This window comes from Streptomyces yunnanensis (assembly GCF_029011865.1).
GTDB classification, from domain to species: Bacteria; Actinomycetota; Actinomycetes; order Streptomycetales; family Streptomycetaceae; genus Streptomyces; species Streptomyces yunnanensis.
In genome coordinates this window covers 5,871,649-5,884,993 of the sequence record NZ_CP095749.1, presented here as the reverse complement: position 1 = coordinate 5,884,993, position 13,345 = coordinate 5,871,649, and the positions used below count along the sequence as shown (strand labels likewise).

The 13,345-nt window shown below is 71.7% G+C and carries 7 protein-coding genes; 3 read left to right on the top strand and 4 right to left on the bottom strand.

The features are described from left to right. Positions 1 to 231: 231 nt before the first annotated feature. From MOV08_RS25705 to MOV08_RS25695, 3 genes are all read right to left on the bottom strand, one after another. Entirely contained in the window at positions 232 to 5,193 is a 4,962-nt protein-coding gene (locus tag MOV08_RS25705; RefSeq protein WP_275308999.1) for an NAD-glutamate dehydrogenase, read from the bottom strand. Positions 5,194 to 5,597: 404 nt separating this feature from the next. Further along, entirely contained in the window at positions 5,598 to 6,260 is a 663-nt protein-coding gene (locus tag MOV08_RS25700) for an HAD family hydrolase (RefSeq protein WP_039635928.1), read from the bottom strand. 104 nt (positions 6,261 to 6,364) lie between these two features. After that, on the bottom strand, positions 6,365 to 6,871 hold the full coding sequence (locus MOV08_RS25695) for a DUF6912 family protein (RefSeq protein ID WP_039635926.1): 507 nt from the start codon (positions 6,869 to 6,871) through the stop codon (positions 6,365 to 6,367). A gap of 279 nt (positions 6,872 to 7,150) precedes the next feature. Here MOV08_RS25695 and MOV08_RS25690 point away from each other — a divergent pair, with 279 nt between their 5' ends. Beyond that, positions 7,151 to 7,942 (top strand): Rv3235 family protein, encoded by a 792-nt coding sequence (locus MOV08_RS25690; RefSeq protein ID WP_052286868.1) that lies wholly within the window; start codon positions 7,151 to 7,153, stop codon positions 7,940 to 7,942. 137 nt (positions 7,943 to 8,079) lie between these two features. Here MOV08_RS25690 and secA read toward each other — a convergent pair whose 3' ends face one another. Beyond that, positions 8,080 to 10,920 (bottom strand): preprotein translocase subunit SecA, encoded by a 2,841-nt coding sequence (gene secA, locus MOV08_RS25685; protein WP_275308997.1) that lies wholly within the window; start codon positions 10,918 to 10,920, stop codon positions 8,080 to 8,082. A gap of 366 nt (positions 10,921 to 11,286) precedes the next feature. On the opposite strand from secA, the gene MOV08_RS25680 reads away from it, so the two are divergent. Continuing rightward, the gene (locus tag MOV08_RS25680; protein ID WP_275308995.1) at positions 11,287 to 11,910 is read left to right on the top strand and encodes a GNAT family N-acetyltransferase; all 624 of its coding nucleotides are present in this window, start codon (positions 11,287 to 11,289) and stop codon (positions 11,908 to 11,910) included. 58 nt (positions 11,911 to 11,968) lie between these two features. Further along, positions 11,969 to 13,309 (top strand): winged helix-turn-helix domain-containing protein, encoded by a 1,341-nt coding sequence (locus tag MOV08_RS25675; protein ID WP_275308994.1) that lies wholly within the window; start codon positions 11,969 to 11,971, stop codon positions 13,307 to 13,309. The last annotated feature ends 36 nt before the right edge of the window (positions 13,310 to 13,345 follow it).

The window sequence follows — 13,345 nt, the reverse complement described above, 5'->3', positions numbered from 1 at the left end:
CAGCCGGCCCGCACCTCCCAGCCGGCCCGCAATTCCAGCCCGTCCGGCGTTTGAGGACGAGCGCAGCGATACCCCGGCCCGTACGGGCCCACCACCCGCACCCCCTACGGCCCCACGACCCACGGCCCCACCGCACCGGCACCCAACGCAAAGCGCCGGACGGGCATCACCAGCCCGTCCGGCGCTTGAGGACAAGGGGGGCAGGCGCCGCACGGCGCCGCCCCACCCGGCTCAGCTATGCGTACGCAGCAACGTACGCATCGTCCGCATGGCCACCGAAAGGTTCGCCAGATCGAACCCCTCGGACCCGTGGATCTCCTCCAGCGTGGCCCGGGCCCGCGTCAGGATCGCGACGTTGGTCTCCTCCCACGCCTTGAACCGCTCCTCCGGCGTCGCGGACCCGTTGCCCACCGCGAGCACGTCCGAGGTGAGCGCGGCGTGCGCGGCGAAGAGGTCCTCGCGGATCGAGGCGCGGGCCATCGACTGCCAGCGGTCGTTCCGCGGCAGCTCCAGGATGCGGTCCAGGAGTTGGTTGATCCGCAGCCGGTCGCCCAGGTCGTAGTAGACCTCGGCGACGGCCAGCGGCTCCTTGCCGGTCCGGTCCGCGATGGCGACGATGTCCAGCGTCGGGAAGACCGAGGAGAAGCCGGACACCTGGACGGCCAGCGGCTCGGGCACCCCGGCGTCGGTCAGCTCCTCCAGGATCGTCTGGTACCACTCCAGGTCGCCGCCCTGGAGCAGCTTGGGCAGCTCCGCCCAGACCTGCGCCACCCGCTCCGAGAAGAAGTCGATCGTCCCGGACAGCTCCAGCGGCTGGCGGCGGTTGTTGAGCAGCCAGCGGGTGCCGCGCTCGACCAGCCGGCGCGAGTGCAGCCGGATCCGGGTCTGGACGTCGGCCGCGACGGTGTTGTCCAGCGCCTCGACGTCGTCCCAGACCTGGTTGAGCCGGAAGATCGCGCGGGCCGCGGTGTGCGCCCGGACGACCTCCTCCAGCGACGCCCCGGTCTCCTCCCGCATCCGGTGCAGGAAGCTCGTGCCGCCGGTGTTGACGGTGTCGTTGACCATCACCGTGGTGACGATCTCGCGGCGCAGCGCGTGCCCGTCGACCTGCTCGGTGAACTTCTCCCGCAGCGCGGTCGGGAAGTAGGCGTGCAGCAGGTGCTGGAGGTAGGGGTCGTCCGGCAGTGCCGTCTGGATCAGCTCGTCGGCCACCGTGATCTTGGTGTAGGCGAGCAGGACCGCGGTCTCCGGCTGGGTCAGACCGCGCCCGGCGCTCAGCCGCTCCCGGATCTGCCGGTCGGTGGGCAGGAACTCCAGCGCCCGGTCCAGGTGTCCGTCGCGCACCAGGCGGCGCATGAAGCGCTGCTGGGCGTGGAGCATGCTGGAGGACTGGGCGAGGGCCAGCGCCAGCGCGGTGTTCTGCGCGTAGTTGTTGCGCAGCACCAGCGAGCCGACCTCGTCGGTCATCTGCGCCAGCAGCTTGTTGCGCTGCTTGACCGTCATGTCGCCGTTGGCGACGACGGAGTTGAGCAGGATCTTGATGTTGACCTCGTGGTCGGAGGTGTCCACACCGGCGCTGTTGTCGATCGCGTCGGTGTTGATCTTCCCGCCGGCCGAGGCGAACTCGATCCGGCCCAGCTGGGTCAGGCCGAGGTTGCCGCCCTCGCCGACGACCTTGACCCGCAGGTCCTCGCCGTTGACCCGGATCGCGTCGTTGGACTTGTCGCCCACGTCGGCGTGCGACTCCGTCGACGCCTTCACGTACGTGCCGATGCCGCCGTTCCACAGCAGGTCCACGGGGGCCCTGAGGATGGTCTGCATCAGGTCGGCCGGCGTCATCTTCTTCACGCCGGCCTCGATGCCGAGCGCGGCCCGCACCTGGGCGTTGATCGGGATGGACTTGGCCGACCGGGGGTGGATGCCGCCGCCCTGCGAGAGCAGTTCGGTGTTGTAGTCCGCCCACGAGGAGCGCGGCAGCTCGAACAGCCGGCGGCGCTCGGCGTACGAGGTCGCCGCGTCCGGCTTGGGGTCGAGGAAGATGTGCCGGTGGTCGAAGGCGGCGACCAGCCGGATGTGCTCGCTGAGCAGCATGCCGTTGCCGAAGACGTCACCGGACATGTCGCCGACGCCGACGACGGTGAAGTCCTCGGTCTGGGTGTCGTGGCCCAGCTCGCGGAAGTGCCGCTTGACCGACTCCCAGGCGCCGCGGGCGGTGATGCCCATGCCCTTGTGGTCGTAGCCGGCGCTGCCGCCGGAGGCGAACGCGTCGCCCAGCCAGAAGCCGTAGGACTCGGCGACCTCGTTGGCGATGTCGGAGAACGTCGCGGTGCCCTTGTCGGCGGCGACCACCAGGTAGGTGTCGTCCTCGTCGTGCCGGACGACGCCCTTGGGCGGCACGACCTCGCCGGCGACGAGGTTGTCGGTGATGTCCAGCAGACCCGAGATGAAGGTCTTGTAGCAGGCGATGCCCTCGGCCAGCCACGCGTCGCGGTCCAGCGACGGATCCGGCAGCTGCTTGCCGACGAAGCCGCCCTTGGCGCCGACCGGCACGATGACGGTGTTCTTGACCATCTGCGCCTTGACCAGGCCGAGGATCTCGGTGCGGAAGTCCTCCCGCCGGTCCGACCAGCGCAGACCACCGCGCGCCACCTTGCCGAACCGCAGGTGGACGCCCTCGACGCGGGGCGAGTACACCCAGATCTCGTAGGCCGGGCGGGGCGCCGGCAGATCGGGGATGGCCTGCGGGTCCAGCTTCATGGACAGGTAGGAGTGCGGCCGGCCCGTGCTGTCGCGCTGGTAGTGGTTGGTGCGCAGGGTCGCCTTGATGACGGTGAGGAAGGAGCGCAGGATGCGGTCCTCGTCGAGGGAGGCGACCTGGTCCAGGGCACCGTCCAGCTCCTCCAGCAGCCCGTCGATCAGCTCGGTGCCGGCGCTCTGCCGCTCCGGGGACATCCGCGCCTCGAAGAGCGAGACCAGCAGCCGGGTGGTGTGGACGTTGTTGGAGAGGGTGTCCTCCATGTACGTCTGGCTGAAGGTCGAGCCGGCCTGCCGCAGGTACTTGGCGTAGGCGCGGAGCACCATCGCCTGCCGCCAGTCGAGGCCGGCCCGCAGCACCAGCTGGTTGAAGTCGTCGCTCTCGGCGGCGCCCGTCCACACCGCGGTGAACGCCTCCTGGAAGCGCTCGCGGGCGTCGTCGCCCGAGACGTACGCGGGCATCCGCAGACCGAAGTCGTAGATCCAGGCGAGCGTGGAGTCCGCGCAGCGCAGCTCGTGCGGGCGCTCGTCGATCACCTCGACGCCCAGGCGGTTGAGGCCGGGCAGCACCTTCGACAGGGAGACCGGCTCGCCCCGGCGGTAGATCTTGAAGCGGCGCTCACCGGGGCCGGCGTTGACCGGCTCGTAGAGGCTGACCGCGAAGTCGTGGCCCGGCTCCTCGGTGAGCTTCTCCAGGTGCTGGAGGTCGGCGACCGCGCCGCGCGGGTTGTTCTCGGCCTTGTAGCCCTCGGGGAAGGCGTGGGCGTAGCGGCGCAGCAGCTCGGCGGCGCGCTCCTCGCCGACTTCGGCGGTCAGCGCCTCGGCGAAGCCGTCGGCCCAGGAGCGGGCGGCCTCCACCAGCCGGCTCTCGATGCGGTCCACGTCCGTGTCGGTGAGCTCGGACAGCGCGGTGCCGGGCTCGACGCGGATGAGGAAGTGCAGCCGGGAGAGCACCGATTCGGTGTTCCAGGCGGTGAAGTCGACGCTGGTGCCGCCCAGTTCCTCCTTGAGGATGTCGATCAGCCGCAGCCGGACGGCGGTGGTGTAGCGGTCCCGCGGGAGGTAGACGAGGGCGGAGTAGTAGCGGCCGTACTCGTCCTGGCGGAGGTAGAGCCGCAGGCGGCGGCGCTCTTGGAGGTAGAGCACGCTGGTCGCGATGGACCGCAGCTGGTCGGGCGGGGTCTGGAACAGCTCGTCGCGCGGGTAGGTCTCCAGGATCTGGAGCAGGTCGCGGCCGTCGTGGCTGTTCGGGCTGAAGCCGGCGCCCTCCAGGACCTCGGCGACCTTGCGGCGGATCACCGGCACCCGGCGGACGGACTCGGTGTACGCGGCCGAGGAGAACAGGCCCAGGAAGCGCCGCTCCCCGATGACGTTGCCCTCCTTGTCGAACTTCTTCACGCCGACGTAGTCGAGGTAGGAGGGCCGGTGGACGGTGGCGCGGCTGTTGGCCTTGGTCAGGATCAGCAGCTTGGGCTCGCGGGCCTTGGCGCGGGCGTCCGCGGGCAGCCGGTTGAAGGACGGCGAGACGGGGTGGCCGGCGTCGCTCTCGCGGTGCGCCGGGTCGGAGCGCAGGATGCCCAGGCCGGTGCCGGGGATCGCGGTGAGGACGTCCTCCTCGGAGCCGTCCTCGCAGGGCGCGGAGGCGAGCTCGTACTCGCGGTAGCCGAGGAAGGTGAAGTGGTCGTCGGAGAGCCAGCGGAGCAGCTCCCTGGCCTCCTCGACATCCTCCGCGCGGATGTCGTCGGCGATCGGCTCGGTGGGCAGGTCCTCGGCGATCCGCAGCGCGGCGGAACGCATCTTGTCCCAGTCCTCGACGGCCTCGCGGACGTCGGAGAGCACCCGCAGCAGATCCGCCGTGATCTGCTTGAGGTCCTCCTTGTCGGTCTCCCGGTCGGTCTCGACGTGGATCCAGGACTCGGTGACCGCGTCGTGCGGCAGCTCGGCGGCCCTGCCGCCGCCGTTGGCGCCGCGCCCGTCGCCGTTGGCGCCGAGGATCTCGATCAGCTTGCCGGTGACGTCCCGGCGGACGGTGACCTGCGGGTGGATCACGACATGGATGCCGCGCCCCTGCCGCGAGAGCTCGTTGGTGACCGAGTCGACCAGGAAGGGCATGTCGTCGGTGACCACCTCGACCACGGAGTGGCTGCACATCCAGCCGTTCTCCTCGACGGTCGGGGTGTGCACCCGCACATTCGCGGTGCCCTGGGGCCGGTGCTCGGCGAGGCGGAAGTGGGAGAGTGCGGCACCGAAGACGTCGACCGGGTCGCGGTCGGCGAGGTCCTCGGGGGCGGTGTGCAGGTAGTAGCGCTGGAGGTATCCCGCAAGGGTGTCCGGGTCCAGTCCGCGGACCGGGGACTTCCCCCCGGCCGGGCTGCTCTCACCTACCCGGGCGGCCCTCGCGAGCAGCTCGTTTTTGGCTTCGTCCAGCTTGGTCTGCATGTCCTCTGGCTCCTGTCGCGCGCCGTTGCGTGACGTTGTGGAAAAACGTGGGAAGGGCTGCTGAAGCCGCACAACGCCACCGCGACGCGAGGTGTCCTGTCGCTGTCGACGCTATGCCGCGATGGGGGGAGGCCGTGCCGTTGTCGACGAGTTGTGATGACGTCGACATGGATTGGCGGCCGCAACGGTCAGCGCTCGCCCGGTCACGGTGGTGTCCCGGGCGCACGGCGGGGGCCTTGCCACCCCCGCGGGCTATCGCGCTGATCACGGTGCAAGGCTATCTCTCCCGGCAAGTGCCCTGTTATGCGCCGTGCACGTAAAACCACACCCTTAACTTGGCCCTTCTGGACAATGGGGCGCCGGGGTGGCGTATGCGTGGCGGCTCGGGCGCCGGTCCCCGTCGCCTAGGCGGCGAGGTCCTCCGCGATCTGCACGGCCTCGGTGAGGCTGTCCACCACCGGCACCCCGGCGGCCGTCAGACTGCTCCGGCTGTGCGACCCGCCGGTGTACAGCACGGCGTGGGCTCCCGCGTCGCGGGCGGCCACCGCGTCGTCGACGGCGTCCCCGATCACTACCGTACGCCCCGGGTCGACACGCTCCAGGGCCGCCAGATGACGCACCATGTGCGCGCTCTTCGAACCCCCGGAAGGGCCCGTGCGGCCCTCGACCCGCACGAAGCGCGAGGCTATGCCGAGGCCCCGCACCAGGGGTATCAGCTCCTCGTGGCCGAACATGCTGAGGATCGACTGGCTCCGCCCGGCCGCCTGCCACGTCGCCAGCAGCCCGTCCGCGCCGTCGGCGAGGCCGCAGCCCGCCCGGTGCTCGGTGTAGTACCGGTGGAAGGTGGCGTCCATCAGCAGCCACTCGGCCTCGGTCGGCAGCCGCCCCATCAGCCGCTCGTAGAACCGCGGCACCGGCACGCAGTACAGCTCGCGGTACCGCTCCAGCGTGATCGGCTCCAGGCCGATCTCCGCGAAGGCGGAGTTGGTCGCCGCGATCACGGCGTCGGTGTCGTGGAACAGGGTGCCGTTCCAGTCCCACACGATGTGTGCGACGGGCTTCGTCATGTCGTCCCCCGGTCCTTCCCCCGTGCGGTTGCCATGGGGAAAACCGTACCCGCCGCCACTGACAACGGCGCCGAGCCGGCGGCCGGGCCACCGCGCCGGGGGCGTCACCCCAGCAGCTGCGGAATCTCCTGCACCCCGAACCACATCAGGTCGTGGTCCTCGGCGCCGTCCACCGTGAACTGGGCGTCGTCGTCGCCGAGATCGGCCGCGCCCAGCGCCGCCGCGGCCGCCGCCACGTCCTCCTCCGCGTCCGCGGAGTCCACATGCACCGCCGCCGCCTTCGACAGCGGCACCGGCCCGGTGATCCGCACCTCGCCCAGCGACGACGGGTCCAGCCCGCTGTCCGGGTCCACGGCCGCGCCACGGTCCGGCACGTCCACCGCCACCACGACCCGCCGCCGGGGCACCTCCGGGTGCCCGGCCAGCAGCCGCAGCGACGCCTGCGCCGCGCGGTTGAGCGCCGCGTACTCCAGCTCCTCGATGTCGTCCGAGACGTACCACTCCCGCAGCGCGGGCGTGACGGCGTACGCGAGCAGCGGGCCGGCCCCCAGCTCGCCGCCCTGGTGTGCCTCAGCGAGCCCGGAAAGCGTCAGGGGGACGTAGACACGCATAACAGCCGCTCTCGCTAGATCCAGAACAATGCCCAGCCAGCATACGGCCGTGCGTCCCCCTTCGTGCCGCCGCTGCGCCGCCCGGCCCACCGGCCTCCGGGGCGTCCGCCGCCCCGGCCCCGCCCCGTGATCCCGGGCCCGTGCCACGGACGGGTGAAAATCGTCCGCCCCGCCCGGGCCGGCCGGACGCCTTGCCGCCACCGGCGCCCCACCGACAAGATCCCGGACCACAAGCTACCGCCCGGTAAGGACGCCGGGCCCGGCCGAGGGGGCACTGCGATGACCGACACGACCAGCGACGACACCGCCGCGACCGGCGCCACGACGGGCGCCCGCCCGGCCCGGGCCACCCCGGCACCGCCGCGCCCGTGCCCCGACCGAACCGCACCCGACGCCGACGCCCCGGCACCCGTCCCGACCGTCCCCCGGCCCCGCAGCTCCCCCACCGACCGCACGCCCCACGGCGCCGACACCCCCGCCGAGCCGGCGCCGACGCCCGCCGCCCCGCGGCGCACCGCGCCCCCGGCCCACCGCGGCACCCGCCGCCCCACCGGCCCCGCGGGACGCGGCCCCGGCTCGTCCGGCAACCGCGGCCCCACCCGCACCCCACACCTCACCCGCACCACCGCGCAGCGCCGCCCCACCACCCACCCGGACACCCCGCTCCCCAGCCCCGGCGCCCGGCGCCGCGCCCAGGAGAACCACCCCCACCTCTGGTTCGCCCACCAGCTCCTGCTCACCCTGAGCGGCCAACGCCCCGTCCACGTCCTCCTCGGGCACGCCCTGCCCGCCGCCTACGACCGGCTCGCCGAGCTCGCCCCACTGTCGCCGCTGCGCCCCTACGTCGCCCCGGGCCTGCGCGCCCCCGTCCCGGCCCTGCACGAATGCGGCCTGTGCCGCCCCCGCGACGGCGTCATCGAGGCGTTCGCGCGCATCACCACCGGCGTCCGCCTGCGCGCCCTGGCGTTCCGCCTGGAACGGGGCGCCGACACCCGCTGGCGCTGCGCCGCCCTCGACGTCGGGCCGCTCCCCCAGGGCCCGCCCGGCGGACCGGCCCCGGGCCGACCCTGAAGACCGCACAGCGGGCCCGGACAACAGCGCAGGGCGCCCCGGCCGGCCATGGCCAGGGCGCCCTGCGCTGTCGTCTCCGCCGCGCGGCGGACCGCTCACCTCATGCGGCTCACCTCATGCGGCTCACTTCTTGCGGCTCACTTCTTGCGGCGCCGCCCGGCGCTCTTCTGCGCCTTGCGCCGCTCGGCGCGGGTCAGCCCGTCGGCCTCCGAACGGGCCGGGCCGTCGCCGTCCACGTCGCTGACGAAGTCGCCCTCGATGACGCTGCCGTCACCGTCGACCTTCGGCGCGGTGAAGTGCAGCCGGTCGGGCCGCTGCGGCGCCTCCAGGCCCTTGGCGTGGATCTCCGGACGCCCCGCGCCGGCCGCCGCCGGAACGGCCTCACCGCCACCCTGCTCCACCTGGGCGGCGTCCGCGGCCTGCTCCACCGGGACCTCCTCGACCTGCTGCTCCACCTGGACCTCCAGGTTGAACAGGTAGCCGACGGACTCCTCCTTGATGCCGTCCATCATCGCGGTGAACATGTCGAAGCCCTCGCGCTGGTACTCCACCAGCGGGTCCTTCTGGGCCATCGCCCGCAGACCGATGCCCTCCTGGAGGTAGTCCATCTCGTAGAGGTGCTCGCGCCACTTGCGGTCCAGGACGGACAGCACCACGCGGCGCTCCAGCTCCCGCATGATCTCCGAGCCCAGCTGCTCCTCGCGGGCGGCGTACTGCTCGTGGATGTCGTCCTTGATGGCGTCGGCGATGAACTCGGCGGTCAGGCCCGCGCGGTCGCCGACCTCCTCCTCCAGCTCGTCGATGGTCGCCTTGACCGGGTAGAGCTGCTTGAACGCGCCCCACAGGCGGTCCAGGTCCCACTCCTCGGCGAAGCCCTCGACGGTCTCCGCCTGGATGTAGGCGTCGATCGTGCCGTCCATGAAGTGCTTGATCTGCTCCTGGAGGTCCTCGCCCTCCAGGACGCGACGCCGCTCGCCGTAGATGACCTCGCGCTGGCGGTTGAGGACCTCGTCGTACTTCAGGACGTTCTTGCGGGTCTCGAAGTTCTGCTGCTCGACCTGCGACTGGGCGGAGGCGATCGCCCGCGTCACCATCTTGTTCTCGATCGGCACGTCGTCGGGCACATTGGCCATCGCCATGACCCGCTCGACCATCTGCGCCTTGAACAGCCGCATCAGGTCGTCGCCCAGGGAGAGGTAGAACCGCGACTCGCCCGGGTCGCCCTGACGGCCGGAACGACCGCGCAGCTGGTTGTCGATGCGCCGCGACTCGTGCCGCTCGGTGCCCAGGACGTAGAGCCCGCCGAGCTCCTTGACCTCCTCGAACTCCGCCTTGACGGCCGCCTCGGCGCGCTCCAGGGCGGCGGGCAGCGCGGCCGCCCACTCCTCCACGTGGTCGACCGGGTCCAGCCCCATCTGGCGCAGCTCGGTCTCGGCGAGGTCATCGGGGTTGCCACCGAGCTTGATGTCCGTACCGCGGCCGGCCATGTTGGTGGCGACCGTCACCGCGCCCTTGCGGCCGGCCTGGGCGACGATCGACGCCTCCCGCTCGTGCTGCTTGGCGTTGAGCACCTCGTGGGCGATACCGCGCTTGCGGAGCTGCTGCGAGAGGTACTCGGACTTCTCGACCGAGGTGGTGCCGACCAGGATCGGCTGACCCTTGTCGTGCTTGTCGGCGATGTCCTCGACGACCGCGTCGAACTTCGCGGGCTCGGTGCGGTAGATCAGGTCCGCCTGGTCCTTGCGGACCATCGGCCGGTTGGTGGGGATCGGGACCACGCCGAGCTTGTAGATCTGGTGGAACTCGGCGGCCTCGGTCATGGCCGTACCGGTCATGCCGGAGAGCTTGTCGTAGAGGCGGAAGAAGTTCTGCAGGGTGATCGTGGCGAGCGTCTGGTTCTCGTCCTTGATCTCCACGCCCTCCTTCGCCTCGATGGCCTGGTGCATGCCCTCGTTGTAGCGACGGCCGGCGAGGATACGGCCGGTGTGCTCGTCGACGATCATGACCTCGCCGTCGATGACGACGTAGTCCTTGTCGAGCTTGAAGAGCTCCTTGGCCTTGATCGCGTTGTTGAGGTACCCGACCAGCGGCGTGTTGACCGACTCGTAGAGGTTGTCGATGCCCAGCCAGTCCTCGACCTTGCCGACACCGGACTCGTGGATGCCGACGGTGCGCTTCTTCTCGTCGACGTCGTAGTCGCCGGTCTCGTCGACACCGCGCTGCGGGTTGGACGGCTCGCCCCGCTTGAGGCGCTGCACCAACTTGGCGAAGTCGCCGTACCACTTGGTGGCCGAGTCCGCCGGACCGGAGATGATCAGCGGCGTACGGGCCTCGTCCACCAGGATCGAGTCGACCTCGTCGACGATCGCGAAGTTGTGGCCGCGCTGGACCAGTTCGTCCTTCGACCACGCCATGTTGTCGCGCAGGTAGTCGAAGCCGAACTCGTTGTTGGTGCCGTAGGTGATGTCACAGCCGTACTGCTCGCGGCGCTGGGCCGGCGTCATGTCGGCCAGGATGCAGCCGACGGTCAGGCCCAGGAACTTGTGGACCCGGCCCATCATCTCGGAGTCGCGCTCGGCGAGGTAGTCGTTGACCGTGATCAGGTGGACGCCCTTGCCGGACAGCGCGTTCAGATACGCCGGGAGGGTACCCACCAGGGTCTTGCCCTCACCGGTCTTCATCTCCGCGACATAGCCGAGGTGCAGGGCCGCACCGCCCATCAGCTGGACGTCGTAGTGGCGCTGGCCGAGCACCCGCTTGGCGGCCTCGCGCACGGTGGCGAACGCCTCGGGCAGCAGGTCGTCGAGGCTCTCACCGTCGGCGTAGCGCTGCTTGTACTCGTCGGTGAGCGCCCGCAGCTCGGCGTCGGAGAGGGCCGCGAAGTCCTCTTCGACGGAGTTCACCTGGCCCGCGATGCGGTGCAGCTTGCGCAGGATCTTTCCTTCGCCTGCACGCATGATCTTCGTCAAGACGGACACTTGGGCTGGTCTCCTTGCCGGTCGGGCCTGCACGGTCGAGTGCGCGGGCGCGGCATGTTTCCAAGGGGGCAGGCCCCGCCGCAACGGCCATCGTAAAGGAGGACGCTGTCCGGCCGGGAGGTCCGCCGCAGTCGAGCCCGCAGACCCCTCGCCTCGTCAACGCACGAGCCCGCGAGAAGGTGCCGGAAAACTTTCCGCCGTACTGCCCGAACGGTTCCGGAAAGATCCGTCACACATTCCCCTGAACGTTCGGGCAAAGTTCCGGGAAACCACCCCGGCAACGGCCCCGCGGCCCGTACTCCGACGCTCCCGGCGCCCCGGCGAAAACGGCTCGCGGCCCACCGCGCGGCGCCGCAGACTCACCGCATGAAACCCGTCACCCTCACCACCGACCGCCTGCTGCTGCGCCCCTTCGAGCCCTCCGACGTGCCCGCCGTCCACACCGCTTGTCAGGACCCCGCCATTCCCCGCTGGACCGCCGTCCCCACGCCGTACGGCCTCGACGACGCGGAACGGTTCGTCGGCACGGCCGTCCCCGAGGGCTGGCGGAACGACACCGCCTACACCTTCGCCGTGGCCACCCGGGACGGGGGAACCCTCGTCGGCTCCATGGGCCTGGTCCGACTCGACCGGCTGCGCACCGTGGAGCGGCAGGCGGAGCTCGGCTACTGGACCGCGAAGGAACACCGCGGCAGGGGATACACCGCGGAAGCGGCCGGCGCGGTGGTGCGCTGGGCCTTCCGCGAGCTGGGCGTGGAGCGCATGGAGTGGCTCGCCGAGGCCGGCAACGAGGGCTCCTGGGCCGTCGCCCGCAAGGTCGGCTTCCGGCGGGAGGGCACCCTGCGCGCCAAGCTGGTGCACGGCGGCATCCGCCGGGACCTGTGGATCGGCTCCCTGCTCCCCTCCGACCTGCCCCGCGAGCCCGCCCCCGCCGGCTGCGCCACCGCCCCGGCCCAGGACCCCACGCCCTACCTCCCGCACCCACGCTGACCTGCGCAGACATCCGAAGTCCGGAGCGTTGTCAGTGGCCGCCCCTACGCTGTGCGACATGACCGCAGCCATGCAGCGACAGCCCGCCCCGCGCCCCGTGACCACCCTGTCCGCGGACGACGCCCGGCGGATGGCACTGCGGGCCCAGGGCCTGCTCGGCGCCCCGGCGCGAAGCGCCTCCGCTCGGGGTGGTGGCGGGGGACAAAGTGTCACAGCAGCGCGAAGCGCTTCCACCCGGGGTGGTGGCGGGGAGCGGGAGGGCGTCCGCGGGATGCTGCGCCGCCTCGGCGCGGTCCAGCTCGACACGATCTCCGTGCTCGCCCGCTCCCACGAGCTGGTCCCCTACGCCCGCCTCGGCGCGGTCGGCCGCTCCGCCGTCGAGTCCGCGTACTGGTCGTCGAGCCCCGAGGGCGAGAGCCCGGCCCGGCCGCACAGCTTCGAGTACTGGTCGCACGCGGCCTGCATCCTGCCCATCGAGGAGTGGCCGCACTTCGCCTTCCGCCGCCGCGCCCGGCGGGCCAAGGGCCACCGCTGGCACGTCATGAAGGACTCCGCGCGCTCCTGCGCCGCCGTCCTGGACCGCCTCAAGGCCGACGGCCCGCTCACCACCTCCCAGCTGGGCGGCGGTCGGAACGGCGGCGAGTGGTGGGACTGGTCCGAGACCAAGATCGCCGTGGAGTGGCTGCTGGACACCGGCGACGTGGTCTGCACGGAGCGCCGCGGCTGGAAGCGGATCTACGACCTCGCCGAGCGCGCCGTCCCCGAGCCGCTGCTGCACGACGACCTCGACGACGCGGAGTGCATCCGGCGCCTGGTCGCCCAGGCCGGCGCCGCGATGGGCGTGGCCACCCGAGCGGACCTCGCCGACTACCACCGCCTCAAGGGCGAGCAGGTGGACGCCGTCATCGAGGGCACCGGGCTGGTGCCGGTGACCGTCGAGGGCTGGGCCAAGCCCGCCTGGGCGGACCCCGAAGCGCTCGCCGCCCCGCCCCGCGGCCGGCACCGCACGACCCTGCTCTCCCCGTTCGACTCCCTCATCTGGGACCGCCCCCGCACGGAACGGATCTTCGACTTCACCCACCGCCTGGAGGCGTACGTCCCCAGGCCCAAGCGGATACACGGCTATTTCGCGATGCCGCTGCTGGCCGGCGGCAAACTGGTGGGCCGCGTCGACCCGGCCCGCGAGGGCCGCACCCTGGTCGCCCGCCAGCTCTCGCTCCAGGGCCCCAAGGCCGTCCGCCCCATGGCCCAGGCCCTCCGCGAGGCCGCGACATGGGTGGACTGCGACACCGTCCGCATCGAGCGCTGCGACGACGCACAGCTGGCCGCCGCCCTGCGCACCGAACTCACCCGAACCGACGAGGACGACACCCGCGCCGGCGAGGGCACCACGGACTGACCCACCCGGCCCGGCCCCGGCGGCACCCCGGGGGCT

Bases quoted from the DNA above. Each gene is read 5' to 3' on its own strand.
- MOV08_RS25705 (WP_275308999.1), bottom strand. From the start codon at position 5,193: ATGCAGACCAAGCTGGACGAAGCCAAAAACGAGCTGCTCGCGAGGGCC.
- MOV08_RS25700 (WP_039635928.1), bottom strand. From the start codon at position 6,260: ATGACGAAGCCCGTCGCACACATCGTGTGGGACTGGAACGGCACCCTG.
- MOV08_RS25695 (WP_039635926.1), bottom strand. From the start codon at position 6,871: ATGCGTGTCTACGTCCCCCTGACGCTTTCCGGGCTCGCTGAGGCACAC.
- MOV08_RS25690 (WP_052286868.1), top strand. From the start codon at position 7,151: ATGACCGACACGACCAGCGACGACACCGCCGCGACCGGCGCCACGACG.
- MOV08_RS25680 (WP_275308995.1), top strand. From the start codon at position 11,287: ATGAAACCCGTCACCCTCACCACCGACCGCCTGCTGCTGCGCCCCTTC.
- MOV08_RS25675 (WP_275308994.1), top strand. From the start codon at position 11,969: ATGACCGCAGCCATGCAGCGACAGCCCGCCCCGCGCCCCGTGACCACC.